The following is a 25,998-nucleotide window of genomic DNA, read 5'->3' on the forward strand; positions in this document are numbered from 1 at the left end:
GCGGGCCCCCGCCGGTCGACCCGGTGCACCTTCAGCCGACCCAGCGCCGGCCCTCCGCACAACACCGCGGGGGGCCGGCGCTTGAATGCGCGGTAGATGTCTGGCAGTCTGTGAGAGCGCTCTCATCAGTGAGATGGTGGAGCCTTCGCCGGCCGGAACATCCGCCGGAGTGAATCCAATGGAGGATCGCATGCCCCTCGAGACCATCATTCAGCCCACCGGCCGGGGCGAGATCCCGTTCGACCCCGCAGATGGCACTGACCCTGCGGAGGGCACCGTCCGGGGCGGACCGGTCGATCTGGACGGGCGCCGGTTCTACCGGATCGAGGCCTACGACCAGATGCCGCCGTTCTTCATGACCCTCGTCGGTGCGAGCAACGTCTGGCTCTTCATCTCGAGCACGGGCGGCCTGACGGCAGGACGGGTCGACGCCGATCGGGCCCTGTTCCCGTATTACACCGACGACAAGGTCACCGAGAGCGGCGGCCGAACCGGTGGGCTCAGCGTGCTGCTCGTTCGACGCCCCGACGGGACCGGGATTCACTGGCAGCCGTTCGCGGAGGTGCGTCCCGGCGATCAGGCCGTGCAGCGCACGCTGTACAAGGACGCCCTCGGCACGACCCTGGTCTTCGAGGAGACCCGCCCGGATCTCGGCCTGCGCCTGCGCGTGACCTGGCAGACGAGTGCCCGCTTCGGCGTCGTGCGCAGCTGCGCCCTGACCTCGCTCACCGACCAGAAGCTCACCGGCGAGCAGCTCGGCGAAACGCTCGACGTCGACCTCCTCGACGGCCTGGTGAACATCCTTCCCGCCGGAGCCCTCAAGAAGACGCAGAACGAGCTGAGCGTGCTGCTGGACGCCTACAAGCGGGCCGAACTCGACTCTTCGACGGGCCTCGGGCTGCTGACGCTGAACGCGACGCTCTCCGACCTCGCCGAGCCCAGCGAGTCGCTGCAGGCCAACGTGGCCTGGCAGGTAGGGCTGGGCAACGCCGAGCACCTGCTCTCGATCAGCCAGGTGGCTGCCTTCGCCCGAGGCCGGGGCATCACCGCCGAGACGGATGTCCGCGGCCAGCGCGGCGCTTACCTCGTGCACGCGCGGATCACGCTGGCCCCCGGAAGCACGCAGCGCTGGCAGATCGTCGCCGACGTCAACCAGGACGCGGCCGATGTCGTCGCCCTGCGCGAGAAGCTGCGAGATCCTGCCGGGCTCGCCGAGGAGCTCGCGGCCGACATCGTCGGCACCCGGTCCGACCTGGAGACGATCCTCGCGGCCACCGACGCCGCCCAGCACAGCGGCGACGAGCTCGCGACCATCCACCACACCGCCAACGTGCTTTTCAACACGATGCGCGGCGGCGTTCCGGCCGAGGGCTACACGGTGGAGTTGAGCGACGTGCGGGCGTTCATCATTCAGCGGAGTAAGTCGACCGCCCAGCGCTGCGCCGGCGTGCTGGCGGCGCTGCCCGAGCGGCTGCGCGCCGACGAACTCATCGCCATCGCCCAGGAGCACGGCGACGTAGACCTGTGGCGCCTCGCCACGGAATACCTGCCGCTCACGTTCAGCCGCCGGCACGGCGATCCGAGCCGGCCGTGGAATCAGTTCCGGATCGTTCTGAAAGACGAGAGTGGCATCCGTCGCCTGGAATACCAAGGCAACTGGCGGGACATCTTCCAGAACTGGGAGGCGCTGGCCTGGTCATTCCCCGAATACGTGGAGTCGATGGTCACGATCTTCCTTGACGCCACGACCGCCGACGGCTACAACCCGTACCGGATCTCTCGCGAGGGCATCGACTGGGAGGTCCCCGAGCCCGAAGACCCCTGGGCCAACATCGGTTACTGGAGCGACCACCAGATCATCTACCTGCTCAAGTTGCTCGAGACCTCCCGCCGATTCCACCCGGGGCGCCTCGACGCGCTCATCAACCGGGCGGCCTTCACCCACGCCGACGTGCCGTACCGGATCGCCGCCTATGCGGACATCCTCACGGACCCGTACAACACCATCACCTTCGACGACGAGCGGCAGCGCACGATCATGCGGCGGGTCGCCGAGGAGGGCTCGGACGGTCGGCTCGTGCACGGTGCCGACGGCGACCTCGTGCGAGTAACGCTGGCCGAGAAGGTGCTGCTGCTCCTGCTGGCCAAGCTCGTCAATCTGGTGCCGGACGGCGGCATCTGGATGACGACCCAGCGCCCGGAATGGAACGACGCCAACAACGCGCTCGTCGGCCGTGGCCTGTCGGTGGTCACCCTCGCCTATCTGCGCCGCTACCTCGTCTTCGTGCAGGACCTCCTGACGGTCGACGTCGAGCTCTCGAGCGAGCTCGCCGGACTGCTCACCGCGGTGCGCGACGTGCTCTTCGAGCATGCGGACGGCTTGGCCGTCGGGTTCGATTCCACTCGCCGCCGGGCCGTGATGGACGGCCTGGGCGAGGCAGGGACCGCCTATCGCGAGCGGGTCTACGCCGGGTTCGATGGGGAGCGGTCGGCGGTCGCCGCGGGAGACGTCGCCGAGCTGCTCGATCTGGCTCGGCGCTTCATCGAGTCCGGCCTGCATGCCAGCCGGCGGGACGACGGGCTCGTGCACTCCTACAACGTGCTGGAGTTCGGGGACGATGGGGCCGATGTGCGACGGCTCGCGGAGATGCTCGAGGGCCAGGTCGCCATCCTTTCCTCCGGCCTGCTCGGCCCGGAAGAGACGCTGGACCTGCTCGGTGCCCTGCGCACGAGCCGGCTGTACCGCGCCGACCAGCACAGCTACATCCTCTATCCCGACAAGGACCTTTCGTCCTTTCTCGCCCGCAACACCTTCAGTGCGGCACGGGCCGCCGACTGCCCTCTCGCCCTGCGCCTCATCGCTGCCGGCGACCGCAGCATTGTTGTGCGGGATGTTCACGGCGACCTGCACTTCGCCGCCCACATCCGAAACGCCAGGGGCGTTTCGGAGGCGCTCGACCGGCTCAGCGTCGACCCGACGCTGCAGGGCGCCGTGGAACAGGACCGGGCCGAACTGCTCACCATCTTCGAGGAAGTCTTCCGGCATGCGGAATTCACCGGGCGCTCCGGCTCGTTCTTCGCCTACGAGGGCCTCGGCAGCATCTACTGGCACATGGTCGCGAAGCTGCTGCTCGCGGTGCAGGAGACACTCGACCGGGCCGTCGCCGAGCAGGCGGATGAAACTTCGATCCAGGGGCTGATGGCGGCGTACGAGGACGTGCGTGCCGGCATCGGCTACCGCAAGGATCCGCTCACCTACGGTGCGTTCCCCACCGATCCTTACTCGCACACGCCCGCCGGCCAGGGCGCCCGGCAGCCGGGGATGACCGGGCAGGTCAAAGAGGAGGTGCTCACCCGCCTGGGCGAGCTCGGCCTGCGGGTCGAAGACGGTCGCATCCGTTTGCGGCCCACCCTGCTGCGGGCCGGCGAGTGGACCACGGCTCCCGGCACGTTCGCCTACCGGGATGTTCTCGGCGAGCAGCACAGCGTCGAGCTACCCGCGGACACGCTCGCGTTCACGTTCTGTCAGGTCCCGGTCGTGTTCCACCGCGGCGGCCCGCTCGAGATGGTCGCACACCTCGCCGACGGCGCCCAGGTGCCCGGTCCCGGCGGCACGCTCGACGCCGACGTGAGCGCGAGCGTCTTCCGCCGCGACGGCCGGGTGCGCTCCCTCACGGTGACCGTACCGGACCAAGACGGACTCTGACCGCCGAGCCAGGAGAGAGCGCTCTCTTGACAAACCATCGATGCGCGCACTAACGTAAGCACCACCACGTGAGAGCGCTCTCACGGCACAATGAGAGCGACCTTGCATCCACCCATCAGCACGCACACAAGGGAGTGACCGTGAAGCGTTTCCCGCGCACCACACTTGCAGTAACAGTCGCCGGAGCAGCATCCTTCGCACTGGTTCTATCCGGTTGTTCAGCGAACGCCGGCGGAGAGCAGTCGACCGACGAAAACGTCAAACTGACCGTCGCGACGTTCAACGAATTCGGCTATGACGACCTGTTCGCCGAGTACGAGAAGGCCAACCCGAACGTCACCATCACGCACAAGAAGGCCGCCACCTCCAACGAGGCCCGCGACAACCTCACGACCCGTCTCGCCGCAGGCAGCGGCCTGAGCGACATCGAGGCCATCGAGGTCGACTGGCTGCCGGAACTGCTCCAATACTCCGACCAGTTCATCGACCTCGCCTCTGACGACGTCGACGAGCGCTGGCTCGACTGGAAGACCGAGGCCGCGACGGATGCCGACGGCCGCCTGATCGCCTACGGCACCGACATCGGTCCGGAAGCCGTCTGCTACCGCTCCGACCTGTTCGCCGCCGCCGGTCTTCCGACCGACCGCGCCGAGGTTGCCGCACTCCTCGGCACCAGCTGGGAGAGCTACTACGCAGCCGGTGAGAAGTTCGCTGCTGCCGGCACGAACGTGCCATGGTTCGACTCTGCCGGAGCCACCTGGCAGGGCGTCGTCAACCAGATCCCCAACGCCTATGAAGAAGAAGACGGCACCATCATCGCCACCGGGAACCCGGAGGTGAAGAAGGCCTACACGAGCGTGCTCGAGGCCAGCAGCACGCTGTCCGCGCACCTCGGACAGTGGAGCGACGACTGGACCGCCAGCTTCCAGAACGACGGCTTCGCCACGATGCTCTGCCCGGGCTGGATGCTCGGCGTGATCTCCGGCAACGCTGAAGGCGTCGCCGGCTGGGACATCGCCGACACGTTCCCCGGCGGCGGCGGCAACTGGGGCGGCTCGTACCTGACCGTTCCCGAGCAATCCAAGAACCAGGCCGAGGCCCAGAAGCTCGCTTCCTGGCTGACCGCCCCGGAGCAGCAGCTCAAGGCGTTCGCGTCCAAGGGCACGTTTCCGAGCCAGCTCGAAGCCCTCGAGAGCGACGAACTCCTCGGCGCCACGAACGAGTTCTTCAACAACGCGCCGACCGGTGAGATCCTTGCCAACCGCGCCGCCGCTGTCGACGTGACCCCGTACAAGGGCGAGTTCTACTTCGCGATCAACGACGCCATGCAGCAGGCGCTCACCCGCGTCGAAGACGGCACCATGACGGCTGACGAGTCGTGGGCTCAGTGGGTCACCGACGTCGAGTCGCTCGGCTAACCAGCACCATCCCGCCGGTCGGGCCTGTCGAGACCACCTGGTCCCGGCCGGCCCGACCCCGGTCTCGACCGGCTCACCCGGGCCTCGCCAAGCTCAACCACCGAAGGACTTTCATGACTACCGTTGCCGCTGTCGAGGTGAATGCCCGCAGCATCCGCCGCATCGCCCTCAGCCACACACTGAGCCGCTGGGATGTGCGCTTCTCGCCCTACCTCTACATCTCCCCCTTCTTCCTCGTCTTCGCCGTCATGGGCCTCTTCCCGCTGCTGTACACGGCGTGGGTGTCGGTGCACGACTGGAACCTCATCGGCGGCCAGGGCGACTTCGTCGGCCTGGAGAACTTCGTCACGGTGCTGAGCCAGGGATACTTCTGGAACTCCCTGCGCAACACCTTCAGCATCTTCCTGCTCTCGAGCATCCCCCAGATCATCGTCGCGCTCGGCATCGCCGCCGTGCTCGACTTCAACCTGCGCGGAAAGACCTTCTGGCGCATGGGCGTGCTCCTTCCCTACGTCGTGGCCCCGGTCGCCGTCGCACTCATCTTCAACGACCTCTTCGGCGACAAGTTCGGCTTGATCAACAGCGCGATCATGAGCCTGGGCCTCGAGCCCGTGCGCTGGCACGTCGACGTGATCCCCAGCCACCTCGCCATCGCCACAATGGTGAACTTCCGCTGGACCGGTTACAACGCCCTTATCTTCCTCGCCGCCATGCAGGCCGTCCCGCGCGATTACTACGAGGCCGCCATCATCGACGGCGCCAACCGCTGGCGCACCTTCGGGTCGATCACCCTGCCGCTGCTGCGACCGATCATCATCTTCGTCATCCTGACCTCGACGATCGGCGGGCTGCAGATCTTCGACGAGGCACGCATGTTCGACAACGTCGGCCAGGGCGGAGCCAGTCGCCAGTGGCAGACGCTCACCCTGTACATCTACGAACTCGGCTGGAACCAGCGCAACTTCGGCCGGGCGTCCGCCGTGGCCTGGCTCCTGTTCCTGATCATCATCCTCATCGCTGTCATCAACTTCCTCATCACCCGTCGCATCGCGGGCACCGGCGACCGCAAGCTGCGCGTCCGCGCGAAAGGCATCTCATGAGCAAGACCATCATCGGCGGGCACGACCGTCGGCCGTCCCTCTGGGTCTACGGCATCCTGATCGCGGTTATCCTCGGCTCGGCCTTCCCGATCTGGTGGTCGTTCCTGATCGGCAGCCAGGATGCCTCCGCGCTGAACCAGAACGGGATGATGTGGATCCCGGGCGGTAACTTCATCGCCAACGCGGCCACGGTCATCGACAGCATCCCGTTCTGGACGGCGCTCGGCAACAGCATCATCGTGTCGTCCGTGGTGTCGCTCAGCGTCGTGATGTTCTCGACGCTCGCCGGCTACGCCTTCGCCAAGCTGAAGTTCCGCGGCCGGGAAGGTCTGCTCATCTTCGTGATCGCGACCATGGCCGTGCCGACCCAGCTCGGCGTCGTGCCCCTGTTCATCGTCATGTCGAGGCTCGGCTGGACCGGCAGCCTCTGGGCCGTCATCGCGCCCGCCATGGTGACCGCGTTCGGCGTGTTCTGGATGACCCAGTACCTGCGCGACGCACTGCCCGACGAGCTGATCGAGGCGGTGCGCATGGACGGAGCGTCGATGATCCGCAGCTTCTGGCACATCGGTCTCCCGGCCGCCCGCCCGGCCGCGGCGATGCTCGCCCTGTTCACGTTCATCGGCACCTGGACCAACTTCTTCTGGCCGTTCATCGTGCTCGGCCCCGGCAACCCGACCCTCCCGGTTGCACTGCAGCAGCTGCAGGCCGCCTTCTACGTCGACTACTCGCTCGTGCTGGCCGGCGTGGTGCTCTCGATCATCCCGCTGATCCTGGTCTTCATCTTCCTGGGTAAGCAGCTCGTGGCCGGAATCATGCAGGGCGCGGTCAAGGGATGACCTCGTTCGGAACACTCGAAACAATCACCGAGAATATGGGTATGACCTCACACGTTCGTTCCTTCCCGCCCGAGTTCCTCTTCGGGGCGGCGACGGCCGCCTACCAGATCGAGGGCGCCGCCCATGAGGACGGCCGCACGGATTCCATCTGGGACACGTTCAGCCGCGTGCCGGGTGCTGTCCTCAAGGCCGACAACGGCGACGTCGCCTGCGACCACTACCACCGCTATCAGGGCGACGTCGCCCTGATGAAGGACCTGGGGCTGCAGACCTACCGCTTCTCCACCTCCTGGGCCCGGGTGCGTCCCGACGGCGGGCCGGTCAACCCGAAGGGCGTGGACTTCTACTCCCGCCTGGTCGACGAGCTCCTCGGCGCCGGCATCAAGCCGTGGCTGACCCTCTACCACTGGGACCTGCCGCAGGCCCTCGAGGAGAAGGGTGGCTGGACCAACCGCGACACCGCCGCACGCTTCCGGGACTACGCCCTCACCGTGCACGACACCCTCGGCGACCGCGTGGGCGTGTGGACCACTCTCAACGAGCCGTGGTGCTCCTCCTTCCTCAGCTACACCGCCGGCGCCCACGCGCCCGGGCGCCAGAGCCCCCGGGACGGCCTGGCCGCCGCACACCACCTGCTCCTGGGGCACGGCCTCGCCGTCGAGGCGCTGCGCGAACGCGACTCGAAGCTCGAGCTCGGCATCACGCTCAACCTCACCGTCGCCAAGCCGGTCGATCCGACGCATGCGGGCGACGTGGATGCCGCGCGCCGCATCGACGGGCAGTTCAACCGGATCTTCCTCGACCCGGTCTTCCGCGGCTTCTACCCGGAGGATGTGCTCCAGGACGTGGCCGAGTACGGGCTGACCGATTTCATCCACGAGGGAGACCTGGCCCAGATCAACCAGCCGATCGACACCCTCGGCGTGAACTATTACCACGGCGACCTGGTCAGTGATCGCCCGGCCGAACATCCGTTGCTCGCCCAGGCCCCGACCGACCGCCCCACCCGGTCGCCGTTCCCGGCGGCCGACGGCGTCTACGACCACCCGCAGGGGCTGCCGCTGACCGCCATGGAGTGGGAGGTGCAGCCCGACGGGCTACGCGAACTGCTCGTTCGCGTGAACACCGACTACGCCGCCCCGACCGGCACGAGCCTCTACGTCACCGAGAACGGCGCGGCGTTCGACGACGTCGTCGCCGCGGACGGCAGTGTTCCGGATGCCCGGCGCACCGTATTCCTGACCGACCACCTGGGCGCCATCCTCGACGCGATCGATGAGGGAGTCGACGTCAAGGGCTACTTCTACTGGTCGCTGATGGACAACTACGAGTGGGCCTGGGGCTACGAGAAGCGCTTCGGCATCGTGCGGGTCGATTACGAGACCCAGGAGCGCACCGTCAAGGACAGCGGACGTTCTTACGCCGAGATCATCCGCAACCGCGCCCTCTCCTGAACCGGAACCGCGAGGGATGCGGGCAAAATATAATGGCGTCATGATAACGAGTGTGCGCCAGGTCCGTCCTTCGCAGCCCACCCTGGAAATGGTGGCCGAGGTGGCCGGGGTTTCCCGGGCCACCGTGAGCCGGGTCGTGAACGGGTCTACCAGGGTCAGCCCAGAGATCGTCGCCTCGGTGACGGAGGCCATCAACCAGCTCAACTATGTTCCGAACCGGGCGGCCCGCTCGCTCGCGAGCCGGCAGACCGAGGCCGTGGCCCTGGTCGTGCCTGAGGATATGACCCGGTTCTTCGGTGACCCCTACTTCGCCGCGGTCGTGCAGGGCATCACCCGCCGACTCGACCAAAGTGATTACACGCTCAACCTGCTCGTTGCGTCGAGCGACCCACGGCACAAGACTCTGCGCTACCTGCGCTCGGGCAACGTCGACGGGGCGCTCATCATCTCGCACCACACCGGCGACGACTTCGTGGCCGAACTCGACAAGACCATGCCGGTGGTCTTCGGCGGCCGGCCGTCGAACGCGGACAACCTCGCCGCCTACTTCGTTGACGTCGACAACGCGGCGGGCGCCGAGACGGGCACCCAGCACCTCGTCGACATCGGGCGCCGCCGCATCGGCTCGATCGCCGGCGCGGTGGACATGCCGGCCGGCATCGACCGCCTCACCGGGTTCGAGCGCACGCTGGAGCGGGCCGGGCTGCCCGCGGATGCCGTCGAACTCGCCGACTTCACGGCCGCCGGTGGCGCGGCAGCCACCCGCCGGCTGCTGGAGCGGTGCCCCGACATCGACGGCCTCTTCGTGGCGAGCGACCTGATGGCCACCGGGGCGGTGGATGTGCTGCGTGAGCTCGGCCGCTCTGTGCCCGGCGACGTGGCCATCGTCGGGTTCGACGACAGCCCGGCCGCGACGAGCGGCCCGGTGCCGCTGACCACGGTGAGCCAGCCCTCCGAGGAAATGGGCTACGCGATGGCGGACATTCTGCTGCGCCGGCTCGCCGCCGACGAGAGCATGCCGCACCGCACCCTCATGCCGACCCGTTTGGTGCTACGCGAGTCGGCGTGACACGCGCGGCTTCCCCGGTGCGGGTGCTGCGCCGTTGCGCGCGTGGCGCGCCGGCAGCGTAGCGGCGCAGCACCCGCGCACCGGCAATACCGGCGGGACGGGCAGGACGGGCAGGGCGGTCAGGGCGGTCAGGCCAGCTGAGGCATGACCTCGCGGGCGATGAAGTCCAAGTGGCCGAGGTCGGACAGGTCCATGATCTGCAGGTAGACGCACTCGACCCCGTCGTGGGCGAGGGCGCCGAGGCGGTCCACGACCTCGGACGCCGTGCCGGCCACGCCGTGCGCCCGCAGCTCGGCCGGTTCCCGGCCCACGGCCGCGGCCCGGCGAATGAAGTCTGCCTCGTTCGCGCCCGCGACGGCGATCAGCGCCGCCGAGTACACCAGCTCACGGGGATCGCGACCGATGGCCGCGCATGCAGCGCGCACGCCGGCGAACTTGGCCGGGACATCCGCGAAATCCGGGAACGGCAGGTTGAACTCGGTGGCGAAGCGGGCAGCCAGGGCCGGGGTACGCCTGGCGCCGCCACCGCCCACGATCACCGGGATGCGGGCCTGCACGGGCTTGGGCAGGGCGGGCGAGTCGACGAGCGTGTAGTGCTCGCCGGCGAAGCTGAAGCGGTCGCCGACCGGGGTCTCCCAGAGCCCGGTCACGATCTCCAGCTGCTCCTCGAGCATGCCGAACCGCCTGGCCGGGAACGGGATGCCGTAGGCCAGGTGTTCCTGCTCGAACCAGCCGGTGCCGAGGCCGAGCTCGACCCGCCCGCCCGACATCTGGTCGACCTGCGCCACCTGGATCGCGAGGATCCCCGGCGGACGGTAGGTCACCGACGAGACCAAAGTGCCGAGGCGGATGCGCCGGGTCTCCCGGGCGAGGCCCGCCAGGGTGGTCCACGCATCCGTCGGCCCCGGCAGCACGGGAGCCGTGTCTCCCATCGCGAGGTAGTGGTCGGAGCGGAAGAACGCGTCGAAGCCGAGCGTCTCCGTGGCCTGGGCCACGGCGAGGATGTCGTCGTAGGAGGCACCCTGCTGCGGTTCGGTGAAAATGCGAAGTCTCATGCTCCCAGCCTCGCCCCGGGCCGGTCGGCGCCGAAATCGAACAGCGCCGGCTGGGCCGGCTCCGGCGCGGCCGGCTCGGGCACGGCCGGCTCGAATCCGCCGGGCAGGAACTCCACCGCGGGCAGCAGCGCGAAGCGCGTGCGCATGACCTGGATCGACTCGGGATTCTGGTCCACCAGCACGAAGCGGCGGCCGAGGGCCGCGGCAACCGCACCCGTCGTGCCGCTGCCGGCGAAGAAGTCGAGCACCCAGTCCCCCTCGCGGCTGGACGCCTGGATCATACGGCGCAGGATGCCGACGGGCTTCTGGGTGGGATAACCGGTCTTTTCCTTGCCGGTGGGCGACACAATCGTGTGCCACCAGACATCCGTCGGCAGCTTGCCCTTCGCGACCTTCTCGGGGGTGACCAGACCGGGCGCCATATAGGGCTCGCGGTCGACCGTGGTCGAGTCGAAGTAGTACCGGGCCGGGTTCTTCACGTAGACCAGGATCGTGTCGTGCTTGGTCGGCCAGCGGTTCTTCGACTTCGCGCCGTAATCGTAGGCCCAGATCAGCTCGTTCAGGAAGCAGTCCCGGCCGAAGAGGGCGTCGAGCAACACCTTGGCGTAGTGCGCCTCGCGGTAGTCGAGGTGCAGGTAGAGGGTGCCGTCATCGGACAGGAGGCGCCAGGCCTCGATCAGGCGCGGCTCGAGGAAGGCCCAATAGTCCTCGAACTGGTCGTCGTAGCCGAGCAGGTCACCCTTGATCCGCTCATACCGCTGGCCCTTGAAGCCGGTGATGATGCCCGCGGCGTCCGCACCCAGGGCGACGGATACCGGGCTCGCCGGTGCGCGCACCGACGTCGTGGTCTGCCGGTTCTGCTTGCGCCCCGTGTTGAACGGCGGGTCCAGGTAGATCAGCGTGAAGGCCGCGTCGGGCAGCTGCGGCAGAACCTCGAGGTTGTTCGCGTGGACGACACGGCTGGGGGAGGAGGGAGACCACGCGATCGGCATTCCTTCATTGTGTCAGGCAGCCTACGCTGAGGGGATGACACCAGATGCAGCATCCCCGGAAACGACCGGGGAATCCGACTCGGTCGTATTCCGTCACGAACCGGCCCTGGCCCGGTACACGCTCGAGCTCGCCGGCACCACCGTGGGCTTCGCCGACTACGAGGTCGCCGGCCAGGATGTGCTGTTCACCCACGTCGAGGTGGACCCGGCGCACCGGGGCGAAGGTCTGGCGGGCATCCTCGTCGAGCAGGCGCTCGACGATGTTCGCACCCGCACCACGCTCACGGTCGTGCCGGTGTGCCCCTACGTTGTGCGCTGGATCGACCTGCACGCCGAGTACCAGGACCTGCTCACGCGCGGACGGTAGCCCGCGCATTGACGGCCCCGTGGCCTAGGGAACCCGCCCGATCCACTCTTCGGTGCCGAACTTGGTCTCTACCAGCTCGGTCGCCCTGGCATATTCCGCTTCGGTGATCTCTCCGGCGACGGCGCCATAGAGCCCGGTGAAGGTCGCCTTCATCCGGTCGATGATCGCATCCCGGCTGAGGCCGGTCTGGCTGCGCAGCGGGTCGACGCGCTTCGCGGCGCTCGTGATGCCCTTGTCGCTGAGTTTCTCCCGGCCGATGCGGAGCACCTGCACCATCTTGTCGCCGTCCATGTCGTAGCTCATGGTGACGTGGTGCAGCACGGCGCCGCTGCCGAGACGTTTCTGCGCGGCCCCGCCGATCTTGCCCTTGGGGCTCGTGATGTCGTTCAGCGGCTGGTAGTAAGCGTCGATGCCGAGGGATTTGAGCGCCGTGAGCACCCACTCGTCGAGGAATGCATAGGAGTCAGCGAACGTCATGCCCTGAACGAGGTCGGTCGGTGCGTAGATCGAGTAGGTGATGACCGAGCCGGCTTCCATGAACATGGCGCCGCCGCCGCTGATCCGGCGCACGACGGTGAAGCCGTGCTTGGCGGCCTGGACCGGGTCGACCTCGTTCTTCAGGGACTGGAAGCTGCCGATGACGACGGCCGGCTCCGTCCATTCCCAGATCCGCATCGTGGGGTTGCGGCGCCCCTCGCCAACCTCGATCGCGAGCACCTCGTCAAGCGCCATCTGCATGACGGGAGCGACAGCCTTGGTGTGGATCAGCTGCCACTCGTAGTCGCGCCAGCCGCTGGCCTGGGCGAGGGAGCGACGGATGGCCACCGCCACCGATTCGGGCGAGAACCCGAGCAGCGTGGCATGGGCCGGGAGCGCGGCGCGCACTGCGGCGGCGATGCTGACCGCGTCGCTGTCGGCGGACAGGCCGTTCACGGCCGCGTTGATGTCGCCGAGCGCACTGTCGGGCTCGAGGAAGAAATCACCGGCCAGCCGGAAGTCGACGATCGTGTTGTCAACGACATCGAGATCGACGACGACGAGCTTGCCGCCTGGAACTTTATATTCACCGTGCATGACGCCAGCCTAATCGGCACGCACGGCAAAACGTTTGGCCAGCCACCCGATCAGGTCGTCGAAGACATCCTCACGGTTCGTCTCGTTGAACACCTCGTGGCGGGCACCGGGGTAGGTGATGACCCGGATGTCCCGAAGTCCCGACCGCCCGGAATAGGCCCGAACCAGCCTGCGAGCGCTGCGCTCCCCGCCCACGATGTCGTCACCGCCGACCAGGATGAGCAGCGGCAGGCCCGGCGGCAGGTCGCGGCCCGGCCTGCCGAAGAGGCGCGCCGCCTCTCGCAGCCCGAACAGCTTGGCCAGCGGGGTCGTGGTCGTGAGCGGGTCGGCGATGAAAGCGCGGGCCACCTCTGGATCGCGGCTGAGCCACTCCACCCCGGTGTCGCCGAGGTGCTTGTGTCGGCGGTTGAGGTCGCCGCTGTCCAGGTAGCCGGGCATCCGGTAGGCCGTGCCGCTGAGCACGACCGCGTCGTAGTCGGCGGCGTGCGCGTTGACGATCATCTGCACCATGAAGGACCCCCAGCTGTGGCCGAGCAGCACGAGCGGCAGGTCAGGGTGAGTGGCGCGGATGATCCCACTCAGCTGGCGTACGCCGGCCACTGCCGCGCGCAGTCCGCCGGGGCCGAGGCGGCCGAGGCGGGACAGGTCGCCGTCATACTGGTGCACTCCGGTCTGGCCGTGGCCGCGGTGGTCGTCGGCGTAGACCGTGTAGCCGGCCGTGTTCAGTCGGGTGGCGAGCTCCGCATACCGCTGCGCATGCTCACCGACCCCGTGAGCGATCTGCACGATGGCCCGCGGGCGATCGACCGGCCAGGTGAAATACGTGATCGAGACACCAAAGTCATCCGTGTAGGTAGGCACGAGGCCAGTCTGGCAGGACTCGCCCCACGCGTCTCTGGATTCCGGTTCTTTGCCGTCGATCCTGAACTAGGCTGCGAGCAGGGAATACTTAGCGAGGCTAAGTGGTTAGGGTGGGTAGCTATGGAATCTTCACCGACATCTCACGTGCTTGCGCCGGAGGTCTCCCCTGGTCGACGTGCGACGGTAGCCGAGTTGAGTCACGATTTCCGGCTGGCCAACGGCCGGCTGGCCCGCCGCCTGCGGCAGGAGAAGGCCGACAATGAGCTCAGCTCGAGCCAGTTCTCGGCCCTCGGCACCCTGTTTTTCCATGGCCCGTTCACCCTCCGCGAGCTCAGCGAACGCGAGCGGGTCACGCCGCCGTCGATGAACCGCACGGTCAACGCGCTGGTCGAGGCTGGCCTTGTGAACCGGGCCGGCTCTGCCGACGACGGCCGCAAGGTGGTGCTCACGGTGACCGACCAGGGGCGCACCCTGATGCGGGAGACGCGCAAACGCAGGGATGCCTGGCTCGCACAGCGCATCGTCACGCTCAGCCCCGACCAGCGCCGGATCCTCACCGAGGCCGTCGACATCATGAAGGAACTCGCCAACAGTTGAACAACATGTTCCGCTCCCTGAGCATCCCGAACTATCGAATCTGGTTCGCGGGGGCCCTCGTGTCGAACATCGGAACCTGGATGCAGCGCACGGCCCAGGACTGGATCGTGCTGACCGAACTGACCGATTACAACGCCACCGCGGTGGGCATCGTGATGGCTTTGCAATTCGGGCCCCAGCTCGTGCTGATGCCCTGGTCCGGCCTCATCGCGGACCGGTTCAACCGGCGCAGACTGCTCATCCTGACGCAGACCCTGATGGGCCTGCTCGCCCTCGGCCTCGGTGTGATCACCGTCACCGGAGTCGCGGAGCTGTGGCACGTCTACCTCTTCGCCCTGGGCCTCGGGATCGTCGCGGCGATCGACGCCCCCGCCCGCCAGACCTTCGTGTCGGAGCTGGTCTCCGACAACGACCTCCCGAACGCCGTGGCCCTCAACTCCGCATCGTTCAACGGCGCCCGGCTGATCGGACCGGCCGCCGCGGGGCTGCTCACGGTCGCCGTCGGCGCCGGCTGGGTCTTCATGATCAACTCGGCGACGTTCGCGGCGACGGTGCTCGCGATGACTCTTCTGCGCACCGTTCAGCTGAGGCCGCAGCCGCGGGCCACCCGCGAGCGGGGACAGCTGATGGCTGGCTTCCGGTACGTGTCCCGCCGGCCAGACATCATCGTCGTGTTGATCACCGTCTTCCTGGTGGGCACCTTCGGCTTCAACTTCGCGATCTTCACGGCGACGATGGCCACGGTCGAGTTCGGCATGGGTGCCAGCGAGTTCGGGCTGCTCAGTTCGATCATGGCCATCGGCTCCGTCGCGGGCGCGCTGATGGCCGCCCGTCGCGGCCGGCCGCGGCTGCGTCTGGTCATCGTCGGATCCTTCGCGTTCGGCCTGTCCTGCGCTGTGGCCGCGGTGATGCCCAACTACCTGACCTTCGCGATCTCCCTGACCTTCGTCGGCCTGTCCTCGCTGACCCTGATGACCACCGCGAACGCCTACGTGCAGACCACGACGCGGCCGGCCATGCGCGGCCGGGTGATGGCGCTCTATATGGCGATCTTCGCCGGCGGCACGCCACTCGGGGCGCCCCTGGTGGGCTGGGTAGCCGACCAGTTCGGCCCGCGCTGGGCGCTGGGCGTGGCCGCGCTCTCGGGCCTCCTCGCGGCCGGGGCGGTGCTCTTCTGGATGGTGCGCTACCGCAGCCTGCGGGTGCGGTTCCGCCGGGGCATGACCCCACGAATGCGGGTGCACCACGACGGAGACGGCCGCACCGCCGAGACCGCCACCCGCGAAATCGCGATCGTCGAGGCCACGGCGACGCGCTAGCGGAGTGAGACCCGACGAGCCTGGCGGCAGTTCTCCCCGAACGAATTCGACGGAGATTCTGCCCAAATCGTTGCCATAAGGCCCGAAAAAGCAGGTTTCGCTCAGATTCTCCGTCGAATTGGTTCAACACCGGACACCGCGCCCCCCCCTTGCTGAACAGAGTCCGCGCGGTGCAGCCAGCTCTGAGCCTGTGGGGCGCAACACAACGAATCGCTTGGCACCCACTCGGCTGACGGATGCCGGTCAGCGCACGCCGTTCATCAGCCGCAGGATCGGTCGGGCGATCAGTGCGAGCAACAGCCCGAGCACGATCGCGACCCCGCCGATCACGCTGAAGTAGACCGTCTCCGACACCGATGTGTACCACTCGGCGAGCCAGCCGGACACCGCGGTGCCCAGGGCGATCGAGAGGAAGAACAGCGCGACCATCTGGGTCTTGAAGGGTTCCGGGGCGAGCCGCGTCGTGACGGCCAGGCCGACCGGTCCGATCAGAAGCTCCGCCACCGTGAGCACGAACAGGATCGCGATCATCGCGAGCAGTGGCGTCGAATTCGGGCCGCCGTCGACGAACGGGAGGAACAGCAGGAACGCGGAACCCATCAGCGCGGTGCCGAACGCGAACTTGACCGGGGTGGACGGCTGACGGGAACCCCAGCGCGTCCACAGCGCGGCGAAGGCACCCGAGAGCAGGATGATGAAGACCGGGTTGAACGACTGCACCCACGACACCGGCAGCTCCCAGCCGAACACGTCGCGGTTGAGCCGTTCGTCGGTGTAGATGGTCACCACCGTGAACTGCTGCTGGGAGAGGGACCAGAACGCGGCACTGGCCACGAACAGCGGCATGAACGCGTAGACGCGTTTGCGCTCGAGGGCGGTGATCTGACGGTTGCGCAGGATGACCACGAAGTAGCAGACCGTGGCGATCAGGGTCAGCGCGATAACGATGGTGACCAGGCCGGATGCCGTGATCACGCCGAGCAGGACCAGCACCACGATCACGGCGGTCGTTGCGATCGCGGCCCAGAGGTAGCCGGCGTGGCGCGACGCCGGCAGCGGGTTCGGCACCTCGTGCACGATGGCCGGCAGGCGCTTGCGGCCGAAGGAGTACTGCACCAGGCCGATCGCCATCCCCACGGCGGCGAGCCCGAACCCGTAGTGGAAACCGAGGGTCGTCTGCAGCAGGCCGGTCAGGACCGGCCCGAAGAAGGCACCCAGGTTGATGCCGAGGTAGAAGAGCGAGAAGCCCGCGTCGAGCCGAGGGTCGTCCTTGGCGTAGAGCGCGCCCACGACGCTGGTCGCGTTGGCCTTGAGCCCGCCGCTGCCCAGCGCGATCAGGATGAGCCCGGTCGCCACGCCGCCGAGGCCCGGCAGGAGAGCGAGTGCCACGTGCCCCACCGCGATCACGATGGCGCTGCAGAAGAGCACCCGCTCCGAGCCCACCAGGCGGTCGGCCACCCAGGCTCCCAGAATGGTCGACAGGTAAACGCCGCCGCCGTAGGCCCCCACGATGCCTGCCGCGGTGGCCTGCGGGATCCCGAGGCCGCCGTCGGCCGCGGAGTAGTACAAATAGAGCAGCAGGATGCCCTGCATCCCGTAGAACGAAAACCGCTCCCACATCTCGACGCCGAACACGTTGGCGAGGGCGCGAGGCTGTCCGAGGAAGCTTCGGTCGTCACGGGTGGGGGATTGTTCAACGACCGAGCTCATTGCTTGACCTTACCGTGTGCCCCCAGACCTGGGGGCATCGGCAGGGTCGCGGCATCCGGCCCGGAGGGCACGGTACGATTTTGCCCGTACCGTTACGACGACCGGGAAGGGGCAACGTGGACACCTTCTCGCTCGTTTCCCTCCTCAGCGAGGTGCTGACTCTGATCGGCCTGGCCGTCGGCGGGGCACTCTTCGCGGCCGGTCTCGTCGCGCGCGGCGTGAAGGGTCGCTGGGTACTGACGGATGGCGTCATCGCGTCCTCCCGGGCCGGAACGGTCATCCGCTGGTTCGACCGTGACGGCGAGGTGCACGAGTGCCCGGCGAACACACACGAGACGCACGGGCTCGCGCCCGGCGACGACGTGCCGGTCTGGTTCAGCCTCCGCACCCCCTCCCGGTGCCGCACCCACACCCCGGAGGCCGAGGGCCGGGCACTGCGCCTGACCGGCCTGATCCTGCTCGGCATCGGTGCCGCGTCCGGCGTGCTCGGCATCGTGCTGCTCTTCATCTGAGATCCTCTGCGTTCGCACGGAGCCCGCCGCCGTGACCAGGCCCGGTCAGCGCTCGGAACGACCTCTCCACCCCGGCCACGTCCGGTTCGCAGCGTGGAGAACCGGAGGCGGACTGCCGCCGGTTCACGCAACTCCAGGGGAACCACGCAATGTGCTCAATCCTGATCGCGGCGGCCGCGGCCAGTGGACCGAGGAATCACTGACCGCCTTCGCCGGGTCTCCCGAGTTGGGTGTGAGCACACTCGAGCTGGACACCCATTTGTCCAGTGCCAACCAGGTGGTGGTGTGGCACGACGACGTGATGACGTCCAGCAAATGCGCCGACGCCGCTCCCGCGTTCCCCGGCGACTCGGCCTTTCCCTATGCCGACGACCGGGTGCGCGACCTGAGCCTGGCCGAGATCCGCACCCTGGACTGCGGCTACCAGCAGTCGCCGGGCTTCCCTGAGCAGGCGAACACCCCCGGCAGTCGGATCGGTCAGTCCTGCAGAGCTTCGACTGGGCGTCACTGAACCTCACCCGGCAAATCGCCCCGGATCTGACCCTGGGGGCCCGATCGAGCGGGGATTCCTGACCGGGCGTCGGGCAGCCCGAATCCAGCCCGAACCTGGGCGGCCTCGGCCTCCCAGTCGTCCCGTGGACGGTGAACGAGACCGCGGACTTGACCAGCCTGAGTGCGGCCTGAAGGTGCCGGCGGCGTATACCCGGTGACGGATGCGCCCCGGGCGCTGGTGCGCATCGGGCGCGTCGTGTAGCGTGTGGTCAGACCACACCGCCCGACGCATGATCCCCGCCGGGCACACCGCATGCCACCCCAACGTCGAGGAGGAGCCCATGAGCATCGAACGCCGTGCCTGGGAAGTCGTGTTGCAGAACATCGAGCTGGATCTCCTCAGTGGGCGACTACGCCCGGGTGACCATCTTCCGCCCGAGCGGGCCCTCGCCGCCGAGCTGGGCGTCGGACGGTCCAGCGTGCGCGAGGCCATCCGGGTGCTCGAAGTGCTCGGACTGCTTCGCACGTCCGCCGGGTCGGGGCCCACGGCGGGTGCGACCATCGTGGCCCTGCCCGGCGGCGGCATGTCGGCGCTGATGCGTCTGCAGGTGGCGGCGCAGGGGTTCCCCGTCTCTGACGTGGTCAAGACCCGGCTGGTGCTCGAGGCCTCGGTCGTGACCGAGCTGGCGGAGGCATCCGCCCAGGCCAGTTCCACCATGGACGCCAACGCCTCCCTGCACCCCGACCTGACGACGCCCGAGCTGCTGCTCTGCGCCATGGAGTCTCCCGCGCTGACCGAGGGGGAATTCCTGGCCCTCGACGCCGCGTTCCACCTGGCCCTGGCCACCGCATCGGGCAACCAGGTCGTGACCGCCACGATGGCGGGGCTGCGCAGTGCCATCGAGGGCTATGTGCGGGCGGGCGCGACCAGCCTCACTTCCTGGCCCGACACCTCCGCCCGTCTCCGCACCGAACACCGCGCGATCCTCGGCGCGATCGAGGCCGGCGATCCCCCGGCCGCCCGCAGCCTCGTGCAGTCCCATATCGCGGGTTACTACGCCGAAACCCACCTTGCCAACCACCTGCCCGACCTCTTCGCCAACGACCACACGGATGCCAACGGGCACCCGGTGGCCCGATAGAAAGGACCCTTCGACCATGGTTCAACGACGCATCCCGAAGATCAAAGACCTTGCCCCGCTGATGCACTTCAAGACCCCCGAACTGAACGCGAAGAAGCGCCGCCTCGAGGGCGCGCTCACCATCTACGACCTGCGCGACATCGCCAAGAAGCGCACCCCCAAGGCCGCGTTCGACTACACCGACGGCGCCGCCGAGGCTGAGCTGTCGCTGGGCCGTGCCCGCCAGGCCTTCGAGGACATCGAGTTCAACCCGTCGATCCTGCGGGACGTGTCGGCCGTGTCGACGGGCTGGGACGTGCTCGGCGCCCCCGTGGCCCAGCCCTTCGGAATCGCCCCGACCGGGTTCACCCGGATGATGCAGACCGAGGGTGAGATCGCGGGCGCCCACGTCGCGGCCCGGGCCGGCATTCCCTTCTCCCTGTCGACCATGGGCACCACGTCGATCGAGGACGTCAAGGCCGCGAACCCCCACGGGCGCAACTGGTTCCAGCTCTACATGTGGAAGGACCGCGACCGCTCGATGGCGCTCGTGGACCGGGCCGCGAAGGCCGGCTACGACACCCTGCTGGTGACTGTGGACGTGCCCGTGGCCGGCGCGCGCCTGCGCGACAAGCGCAACGGTTTCTCGATCCCGCCGGCCCTGACCGCCGGAACGGTCATCAACGCACTGCCGCGGCCGGAGTGGTGGATCAACTTCCTCACCACCGAACCGCTCGCCTTCGCCAGCCTCGACCGCTGGAGCGGCACAGTCGCCGACCTGCTCGACACCATGTTCGACCCCACCGTCACCTTCGAGGACCTGGCCTGGATCAAGGCGCAGTGGCCCGGCAAGATCGTCGTCAAGGGCGTACAGAGCCTGGCGGATGCGCGCACGCTCGCCGACCTCGGCGTGGACGGCATCATCCTCTCCAACCACGGCGGGCGCCAGCTCGACCGCGCCCCGATCCCGTTCCACCTGCTGCCGAACGTCGTGCGCGAGGTCGGCAGCGAATACGAGGTGCACCTGGACACGGGCATCATGAGCGGCGCCGACATCGTCGCGTCCGTTGCCCTCGGTGCCCGCTTCACCCTGATCGGCCGCGCCTACCTCTACGGCCTGATGGCCGGCGGCGAGGCCGGCGTCGACCGGGCCGTCCAGATCCTCTCCGAGCAGGTCTCCCGCACCATGCGACTGCTCGGCGTGAACAGCCTGGAGGAGCTCGAGCCGGGCCACGTCACCCAGCTCGCACGCCTCGGCCGCATCGCGCAGCCGGTGGCGGCATCCGTCGGCGTGTAGTGTCGTGGCCGCCCGGCCGGTCGCACCTCGCCGAGTGTCGGCGTTTGTGCCGAGCTGACCCGTTCCAGCGGGTCAACTCGGCACAAGCGGGATAACTCGGCGGCTCGGCTACGCGGCGGCGAGCTCTGCGAGCACGGCGGCCAATTGCTCGACCGCCCAGTCGAGGTCGGCCTCGGAGACCACGATCGGCGGGGCCAACCGGATGGTGAAGCCGTGGGTGTCCTTCGCGAGCACGCCGCGGGCCAAGAGGGCCTCGCAGACCACCCGGCCGGGGGCCAGCGTCGGGTCGATGTCGATGCCGGCCCAGAGGCCGGCGCCACGCACGGCCACGACGCCCTGGCCGATCAACCCGGTCAGCCCGTCGTGCAGGCGGGCGCCGAGAACGCGCGCGCGCTCCTGCTGCTCGCCGGTGGCCAGCAGTTTCACCACGGCGAGGCCGACGGCCGCCGCCAGCGGGTTGCCGCCGAAGGTCGAGCCGTGCTCGCCGGGGCGGAGCACGCCGAGGATGTCCCGATTGCCGACGACCGCCGAGACCGGCACGATGCCGCCGCCGAGTGCCTTGCCGAGCAGGTAGAGGTCAGGAACGACGCCCACCAGGTCGCAAGCGAAGGTCGCTCCCGTGCGGCCGAGGCCGGACTGGATCTCGTCGGCGATGAACAGCACATTGTGGCGGTTCGTGATCTCGCGCACGGCCGGCAGGTAGTCGGCCGGCGGCACGACGATGCCGGCCTCGCCCTGGATGGGCTCGAGCAGCACCGCGACCGTGTTCGCGTCGATCGCAGCCTCGAGGGCCGCGGCGTCTCCGTAGGGAACCGTGCGGAACCCCGGCGTGAACGGCCCGAAATCCTTACGGGCCGACTCGTCGTCGGAGAAGCTGACGATCGTGGTGGTGCGGCCGTGAAAGTTCTCCCCGGCCACGATGATGTTCGCCATCCCGGCGGCGACGCCCTTGACCCGATAGCCCCAGGCGCGGGCCACCTTGATGCCGGACTCCACCGCCTCGGCGCCCGTGTTCATCGGCAGGACCATGTCCTTGCCGGAGAGCTCGGCGAGCGCGGTCACGAACGGGCCGAGCTGGTCGTTGTGGAAGGCGCGGCTGGTGAGCGTGATGCGACCGAGTTGCTCGCGAGCGGCGTCCAACAGGAGCGGGTTGGAGTGGCCGAAGTTGACCGCGGAGTACGCGGCCAGGCAATCCAGGTAGCGGCGGCCGTCGACATCCGTCACCCAGGCGCCGTCGCCGGACGCGACGACCACGGGCAGCGGATGGTAATTGTGGGCCGCGTGCTCGTCTTCCAGCGCGATATACGCGGCCTGTCCGAGCGCGGCGGCCGGGGCGGTGGCCTGGTCGGTGGCCTGGTCGGTCATCGGGTCGGTCATCGGCGCAGCTCCAGGGTGCAGCACTTCACGCCTCCTCCACCGAGCAGCAGCTCGGACAGGTCGACCCCGATCGGGTTGAAGCCGCGGGCGCGCAGTTGGGCCTCGAAGCCCTTCGCCCGCGCGGCGATGACCACGTTGTAGCCGTCGGAATAGGAGTTGAGGCCGAGGATGGCCGCGTCCTCCTCGGCGACGATGATGGCGTCCGGGAATCGCTCGCGCAGGATGGCCAGGCTCGGCTCGTCGAACGCGCTCGGCAGGTAGGCGATCTCGCCGTTGCCCGTGGCCGGCGACGCGTCGAGCACGGCGATGGCCGTGTCGAGGTGGTAGAAGCTCGGATTGATCAGGTTGAGCGTGATCACGGGGCGGCCGTAGATCGCCGACACCTCTTCATGGCTGTTCGAGGCGCTGCGGAACCCGGTGCCCGCGAGGATCACGTCGCCCACGAGCAGGAAGTCGCCCTCGCCCTCGTTGATCTCCGCCGGCACGCGCACGTCGAAGCCGTTGGCACCGAACCAGTCCATGTAGGCCGGACCTTCCGGCTGGCGTTCGGCGTAGGTGAAGGCCGCGCCGTAGGAGATGTTGTCGATGACGAATCCGCCATTGGCCGCGTAGACCATGTCCGGCAGGCCGTCGACGGGTTCGATCAGGTGCACGTCGAAGCCGAGGCCGACATAGGTGTCGTGAAGCGTTTGCCACTGGGCGACGGCGAGCGCGGTGTCCGTCGGGATGGCGGGATCCATCCAGGGGTTGATGCGATAGACGACGGAAAAGAATTCGGGCTTGCACATCAGCACGGTGCGCCTGACGGGCGTGCGCACGGGAAGGGCCGGCGAGACGAGCTCGTCCAGGTTCGGGGCGGTGAGGTTGGTCGACATGGTGACTCCTTCGGCGGCCATCCGCCCCCTTCGGGTGAGGTCGGCTGGCGGGGTGGATGGCGGACCAGGTCACTCACGAGAGCTCTGCCGACACGAAACGCCTGGGCAGAGACGCCATACTTAGTCTCACACAGCACGAATCGGATGTGCACCCCACTCTGCGCCGAAAACGTGCGCGCGTCCGGCCCCTCACGCAGTTTTCCGCCACAACGGGCGATGACGGATGCCGCACGTCCGCCCGCTGGTCCGCTCGCCACGGCGCAGCTATCCAGTGAATTGCGCTATCGGGCGCGGGTTTTCTGCGTTAATGCGTGCGCCAGCGCAACGATGCCCCCTAGACTCTCGGCATGGACAACCTCGACCGTGGCATTCTCGACCTGCTCCGCCAGAACGCCCGGGCGGGATACGGCGATATCGGCTCGGTCGTCGGACTCTCGGCGTCGGCCGTGAAACGCCGGGTCGACCGGCTCGTGGCCGACCGCGTCATCCGCGGTTTCACCATCCAGGTGGATCCGGCCATCGACGGCATGAGCACCGAGGCCTACGTCGAGCTGTTCTGCCGCGGCACCGTGGCGCCCGAGGAATTACTGCGCATCCTGTCCGGGGTGCCAGAGGTCGTGGACGCCGGAACCGTCACGGGCAGCGCCGACGCCATCGTGCACATCCGGGCCCGGGACATCCCCGGTCTGGAGGCGGCGCTGGAAAAGGTGCGTTTGGCACCCAACGTGGACCACACCCGCAGCGCGATCGTGCTCTCCCGGCTGATTCACCGCTCCGCCGAGTAGCCGCCCGGCTCCCAGCAGGATCGGACCGGCCGGCGCCGAGGACATCAGCGCGGCGCGTGTCGCTAGCCCGGCACCGGGACGGGGCGCCGGGTCACGGGGGCCAGCAGGTGGATCAGGGCGACCGCCGCGATCGATCCGGCGCAGAGGATGCCGGCAAGCACCACGATCTGGAACCGCCCTGCCTCGAGCGGCGAGGCTCCACCGAAAATCGCTCCCACGAAGGCTCCGGGCAGCGTGACCAGCCCGGTGGTCTTCGTCTGGTCGGTCGAGGGGATCAGGGCGAAGTACACCGCGCGGCAGGCCAGTTCTCGGGTGGACTGGCGCGGGGTGGCGCCGAGGGCCAGCCAGCCCTCGACCTCCTCCCAGTGCTCGGTCACGCCCTCGGTGAAGCGCCGGCCGGAGAGCGTGGCGATCGACATGGCGTTGCCGATGATGATGCCGCCGAACGACAACACGTAGCGCGGCGTGAACTCGAGCGCGCCGGTGCCGAAGACCACGAGGAGGGTGACCATCACGCCCAGGCCCATCGAGGCGGCCACCCAGGCCGCGTGCCGCCGGGTGGCGCCGATCCGGCGGGTGACCGTGCCGACCGCAGCGGTGAACATGACCGCCAGACCCACGCCGACCCAGAACGGGTTGGAGATGATGCCGCTGAGGATCAGGCTGATCGCGGCGAGCTGCAGGGCGCCGCGCAGCACGGCGAGGGCCGGTGCGAACGGATGCGGCACCCGGTAGCCGCGCAGCACCAGCGTGACGATCGCGATGAGCAGCGCGATCCCGAGCAGGGTCGGCGCCAGTCCGGCCAGCTGGGCGGGGAGGTCGCGGGGCCAGGTCACGTGACGAGCCTAGCGAGCCGCCGCGCCCGGCAGGCCCCGGTGATCGGAATCCGTCAACGACTGGGCTCCGTCAGCGCGCGGAAGGGGCGCTGGCGATCGCATGGACGGCCCTGGGCATCCGTTGAGGCCGCCAGTGCCCGAGAAAGCTAGCCGTCGTACGAGGCGGCGAGGCGGCGGAAGCCCTCATCGAGGCTCACCGCGGGCGTCCACCGCAGCTCGGACCGGGTGCGGCGCTGGTCGAACCAGTGCGCGGTCGAGAGCTGCTCGGCCAGGAACCGGGTCATCGGCGGCTCGTCGGCGCCCGGACGGATGCGCCAGGCCGCCTCGATCAGCGCCCCCGCACCGCGGGCAACCCCGGCCGGGACCCGCCAGGCCGGCGCCGGCACGCCGGCGGCCCGGCACATGCCCGCGAGCAGTTCGGCGACCGGCCGCGGCTCCCCGTTCGTGATCACGTAGGAGCGGCCGTGCACGGCGTCGGCCTGATCGAGGGCTGCCGCGATGGCCGTGGCGGCGTTGTCGATGTAGGTGGTGTCGATCAGGGCGGCGCCGTGGCCGAGCAGCGGCAGGCGTCCGGCGCGGGCACGCTCGACGATCCGGGCCACGAGCTGGGTGTCTCCCGGGCCCCAGACCAGGTGCGGCCGCACGGCGACCACGCGCAGGGCGGCCGAATCCGCGGCGAGGGCGACCAGTTCGGCCTCGGCCTTGGTGCGGGCGTAGGGACCGCGGGCTTCGGCCGGGTCGGCCGGCTCGGCGTCGCTGCCGACAATGGATGCCCCGGTGTGGGCGACCGAGGGCGACGACACGAAGACGAAGCGGGAGGCTCCGGCATCCGCGGCCGCGGCCAGCAGGGTGCGCGTGCCGCCCACGTTCACGGCGGCGAACTCGGCCGGGCTGCCGGCCAGGGACACCTTGGCGGCCAGGTGCACGACCGCGTCCATTCCGGTGACGGCGCGCCGGGCCTCGGCGGGCGCGGTGACCGAGCCGAGCAGGTCGGTCACGCCGGGCACGCCCGACGGGCGCCGCTGGAAGGCTCGCACCTCGTGTCCGGCGGCCGCGATCTCGGCCGCGACGGCCCGGCCGAGGAAGCCGCTGGCCCCGGTGACAAGCACCCTCACGGCAGCACCGTCGGCGAAAATGTGCTG

The 25,998-nt window shown here is 68.7% G+C and carries 23 protein-coding genes; 14 read left to right on the plus strand and 9 right to left on the minus strand.

The window, feature by feature from the left end; translation table 11 throughout:
* The first annotated feature begins 190 nt into the window (after positions 1-190).
* The 6 genes from E3N86_RS08185 (at position 191) to E3N86_RS08210 (ending at position 9,586) form a co-directional block, all read left to right on the plus strand.
* Positions 191-3,706, plus strand: coding sequence for a hypothetical protein (locus E3N86_RS08185; protein WP_134511738.1), 3,516 nt, complete (start codon positions 191-193; stop codon positions 3,704-3,706).
* A gap of 140 nt (positions 3,707-3,846) precedes the next feature.
* A complete protein-coding gene (locus E3N86_RS08190) occupies positions 3,847-5,124 on the plus strand; it encodes an ABC transporter substrate-binding protein (RefSeq protein WP_104099954.1) in 1,278 nt (425 codons plus the stop codon).
* 113 nt (positions 5,125-5,237) lie between these two features.
* Positions 5,238-6,224: a carbohydrate ABC transporter permease gene (locus E3N86_RS08195; RefSeq protein ID WP_104099904.1), complete on the plus strand. Its 987-nt coding sequence runs from the start codon at positions 5,238-5,240 to the stop codon at positions 6,222-6,224.
* On the plus strand, positions 6,221-7,063 hold the full coding sequence (locus E3N86_RS08200) for a carbohydrate ABC transporter permease (protein ID WP_104099905.1): 843 nt from the start codon (positions 6,221-6,223) through the stop codon (positions 7,061-7,063). The genes E3N86_RS08195 and E3N86_RS08200 overlap by 4 nt, the downstream gene beginning before the upstream one ends.
* 41 nt (positions 7,064-7,104) lie before the next feature.
* Positions 7,105-8,517, plus strand: coding sequence for a GH1 family beta-glucosidase (locus E3N86_RS08205; protein ID WP_104099955.1), 1,413 nt, complete (start codon positions 7,105-7,107; stop codon positions 8,515-8,517).
* 40 nt (positions 8,518-8,557) lie between these two features.
* Complete coding sequence (locus E3N86_RS08210; RefSeq protein ID WP_134375161.1) at positions 8,558-9,586, plus strand: LacI family DNA-binding transcriptional regulator; 1,029 nt, start codon at positions 8,558-8,560, stop codon at positions 9,584-9,586.
* Positions 9,587-9,714: 128 nt separating this feature from the next.
* On the opposite strand, the gene E3N86_RS08215 is transcribed toward E3N86_RS08210, so the two are convergent.
* Positions 9,715-10,641: an LLM class F420-dependent oxidoreductase gene (locus E3N86_RS08215; RefSeq protein ID WP_134342540.1), complete on the minus strand. Its 927-nt coding sequence runs from the start codon at positions 10,639-10,641 to the stop codon at positions 9,715-9,717.
* Positions 10,638-11,633, minus strand: a complete 996-nt coding sequence (locus tag E3N86_RS08220; RefSeq protein ID WP_134375165.1) for a site-specific DNA-methyltransferase — start codon at positions 11,631-11,633, stop codon at positions 10,638-10,640. Before E3N86_RS08220 ends, E3N86_RS08215 begins: the two co-directional genes overlap by 4 nt.
* Positions 11,634-11,667: 34 nt before the next feature.
* Here E3N86_RS08220 and E3N86_RS08225 point away from each other — a divergent pair, with 34 nt between their 5' ends.
* Positions 11,668-12,000, plus strand: coding sequence for a GNAT family N-acetyltransferase (locus E3N86_RS08225; protein ID WP_104099909.1), 333 nt, complete (start codon positions 11,668-11,670; stop codon positions 11,998-12,000).
* A 24-nt stretch (positions 12,001-12,024) separates the two neighbouring features.
* On the opposite strand, the gene E3N86_RS08230 is transcribed toward E3N86_RS08225, so the two are convergent.
* Together E3N86_RS08230 and E3N86_RS08235 are read right to left on the minus strand one after the other, a co-directional pair.
* Positions 12,025-13,074 (minus strand): biotin/lipoate A/B protein ligase family protein, encoded by a 1,050-nt coding sequence (locus tag E3N86_RS08230; RefSeq protein WP_104099910.1) that lies wholly within the window; start codon positions 13,072-13,074, stop codon positions 12,025-12,027.
* Positions 13,075-13,083: 9 nt separating this feature from the next.
* On the minus strand, positions 13,084-13,935 hold the full coding sequence (locus E3N86_RS08235; RefSeq protein WP_134511739.1) for an alpha/beta fold hydrolase: 852 nt from the start codon (positions 13,933-13,935) through the stop codon (positions 13,084-13,086).
* A gap of 192 nt (positions 13,936-14,127) precedes the next feature.
* On the opposite strand from E3N86_RS08235, the gene E3N86_RS08240 reads away from it, so the two are divergent.
* Both E3N86_RS08240 and E3N86_RS08245 read left to right on the plus strand, forming a co-directional pair.
* Entirely contained in the window at positions 14,128-14,532 is a 405-nt protein-coding gene (locus E3N86_RS08240; RefSeq protein ID WP_233191233.1) for a MarR family winged helix-turn-helix transcriptional regulator, read from the plus strand.
* Positions 14,533-14,537: 5 nt separating this feature from the next.
* Entirely contained in the window at positions 14,538-15,851 is a 1,314-nt protein-coding gene (locus E3N86_RS08245; protein ID WP_134342539.1) for an MFS transporter, read from the plus strand.
* Between the two features lie 243 nt (positions 15,852-16,094).
* On the opposite strand, the gene E3N86_RS08250 is transcribed toward E3N86_RS08245, so the two are convergent.
* Complete coding sequence (locus E3N86_RS08250; RefSeq protein ID WP_134375169.1) at positions 16,095-17,561, minus strand: peptide MFS transporter; 1,467 nt, start codon at positions 17,559-17,561, stop codon at positions 16,095-16,097.
* Positions 17,562-17,677: 116 nt separating this feature from the next.
* Between E3N86_RS08250 and E3N86_RS08255 the strand changes: the two genes are divergently transcribed.
* From E3N86_RS08255 to E3N86_RS08270, 4 genes are all read left to right on the plus strand, one after another.
* A complete protein-coding gene (locus E3N86_RS08255; RefSeq protein WP_104099914.1) occupies positions 17,678-18,073 on the plus strand; it encodes a sortase in 396 nt (131 codons plus the stop codon).
* A 151-nt stretch (positions 18,074-18,224) separates the two neighbouring features.
* Entirely contained in the window at positions 18,225-18,584 is a 360-nt protein-coding gene (locus E3N86_RS17355) for a glycerophosphodiester phosphodiesterase family protein (protein ID WP_233191235.1), read from the plus strand.
* Between the two features lie 322 nt (positions 18,585-18,906).
* The gene (locus E3N86_RS08265; RefSeq protein ID WP_134511740.1) at positions 18,907-19,707 is read left to right on the plus strand and encodes a FadR/GntR family transcriptional regulator; all 801 of its coding nucleotides are present in this window, start codon (positions 18,907-18,909) and stop codon (positions 19,705-19,707) included.
* A 16-nt stretch (positions 19,708-19,723) separates the two neighbouring features.
* Positions 19,724-20,983 (plus strand): alpha-hydroxy acid oxidase, encoded by a 1,260-nt coding sequence (locus tag E3N86_RS08270; protein ID WP_134342538.1) that lies wholly within the window; start codon positions 19,724-19,726, stop codon positions 20,981-20,983.
* A 108-nt stretch (positions 20,984-21,091) separates the two neighbouring features.
* On the opposite strand, the gene rocD is transcribed toward E3N86_RS08270, so the two are convergent.
* Together rocD and ddaH are read right to left on the minus strand one after the other, a co-directional pair.
* Positions 21,092-22,348, minus strand: a complete 1,257-nt coding sequence (rocD, locus tag E3N86_RS08275) for an ornithine--oxo-acid transaminase (RefSeq protein ID WP_134375185.1) — start codon at positions 22,346-22,348, stop codon at positions 21,092-21,094.
* An 8-nt stretch (positions 22,349-22,356) separates the two neighbouring features.
* Positions 22,357-23,235 (minus strand): dimethylargininase, encoded by an 879-nt coding sequence (ddaH, locus tag E3N86_RS08280; protein WP_134375171.1) that lies wholly within the window; start codon positions 23,233-23,235, stop codon positions 22,357-22,359.
* Positions 23,236-23,582: 347 nt separating this feature from the next.
* On the opposite strand from ddaH, the gene E3N86_RS08285 reads away from it, so the two are divergent.
* Complete coding sequence (locus E3N86_RS08285) at positions 23,583-24,020, plus strand: Lrp/AsnC family transcriptional regulator (RefSeq protein WP_104099917.1); 438 nt, start codon at positions 23,583-23,585, stop codon at positions 24,018-24,020.
* A 62-nt stretch (positions 24,021-24,082) separates the two neighbouring features.
* Here E3N86_RS08285 and E3N86_RS08290 read toward each other — a convergent pair whose 3' ends face one another.
* Together E3N86_RS08290 and E3N86_RS08295 are read right to left on the minus strand one after the other, a co-directional pair.
* Entirely contained in the window at positions 24,083-24,856 is a 774-nt protein-coding gene (locus tag E3N86_RS08290; protein WP_174843003.1) for an ABC transporter permease, read from the minus strand.
* Between the two features lie 146 nt (positions 24,857-25,002).
* Positions 25,003-25,971: an NAD(P)-dependent oxidoreductase gene (locus E3N86_RS08295; RefSeq protein WP_134415332.1), complete on the minus strand. Its 969-nt coding sequence runs from the start codon at positions 25,969-25,971 to the stop codon at positions 25,003-25,005.
* Between the last annotated feature and the right edge of the window lie 27 nt (positions 25,972-25,998).

This window comes from Cryobacterium sp. Hz7 (genome assembly GCF_004402815.1).
GTDB classification, from domain to species: domain Bacteria; phylum Actinomycetota; class Actinomycetes; order Actinomycetales; family Microbacteriaceae; genus Cryobacterium; species Cryobacterium sandaracinum.

What these genes read in the sequence shown, in the direction of transcription:
- E3N86_RS08185 (WP_134511738.1), top strand. Translation starts at nt 191, where the DNA reads ATGCCCCTCGAGACCATCATTCAGCCCACCGGCCGGGGCGAGATCCCG.
- E3N86_RS08195 (WP_104099904.1), top strand. Translation starts at nt 5,238, where the DNA reads ATGACTACCGTTGCCGCTGTCGAGGTGAATGCCCGCAGCATCCGCCGC.
- E3N86_RS08200 (WP_104099905.1), top strand. Translation starts at nt 6,221, where the DNA reads ATGAGCAAGACCATCATCGGCGGGCACGACCGTCGGCCGTCCCTCTGG.
- E3N86_RS08205 (WP_104099955.1), top strand. Translation starts at nt 7,105, where the DNA reads ATGACCTCACACGTTCGTTCCTTCCCGCCCGAGTTCCTCTTCGGGGCG.
- E3N86_RS08210 (WP_134375161.1), top strand. Translation starts at nt 8,558, where the DNA reads ATGATAACGAGTGTGCGCCAGGTCCGTCCTTCGCAGCCCACCCTGGAA.
- E3N86_RS08215 (WP_134342540.1), bottom strand. Translation starts at nt 10,641, where the DNA reads ATGAGACTTCGCATTTTCACCGAACCGCAGCAGGGTGCCTCCTACGAC.
- E3N86_RS08220 (WP_134375165.1), bottom strand. Translation starts at nt 11,633, where the DNA reads ATGCCGATCGCGTGGTCTCCCTCCTCCCCCAGCCGTGTCGTCCACGCG.
- E3N86_RS08225 (WP_104099909.1), top strand. Translation starts at nt 11,668, where the DNA reads ATGACACCAGATGCAGCATCCCCGGAAACGACCGGGGAATCCGACTCG.
- E3N86_RS08230 (WP_104099910.1), bottom strand. Translation starts at nt 13,074, where the DNA reads ATGCACGGTGAATATAAAGTTCCAGGCGGCAAGCTCGTCGTCGTCGAT.
- E3N86_RS08245 (WP_134342539.1), top strand. Translation starts at nt 14,538, where the DNA reads ATGTTCCGCTCCCTGAGCATCCCGAACTATCGAATCTGGTTCGCGGGG.
- E3N86_RS08250 (WP_134375169.1), bottom strand. Translation starts at nt 17,561, where the DNA reads ATGAGCTCGGTCGTTGAACAATCCCCCACCCGTGACGACCGAAGCTTC.
- E3N86_RS08265 (WP_134511740.1), top strand. Translation starts at nt 18,907, where the DNA reads ATGAGCATCGAACGCCGTGCCTGGGAAGTCGTGTTGCAGAACATCGAG.
- E3N86_RS08270 (WP_134342538.1), top strand. Translation starts at nt 19,724, where the DNA reads ATGGTTCAACGACGCATCCCGAAGATCAAAGACCTTGCCCCGCTGATG.
- rocD (WP_134375185.1), bottom strand. Translation starts at nt 22,348, where the DNA reads ATGACCGACCAGGCCACCGACCAGGCCACCGCCCCGGCCGCCGCGCTC.
- ddaH (WP_134375171.1), bottom strand. Translation starts at nt 23,235, where the DNA reads ATGTCGACCAACCTCACCGCCCCGAACCTGGACGAGCTCGTCTCGCCG.
- E3N86_RS08285 (WP_104099917.1), top strand. Translation starts at nt 23,583, where the DNA reads ATGGACAACCTCGACCGTGGCATTCTCGACCTGCTCCGCCAGAACGCC.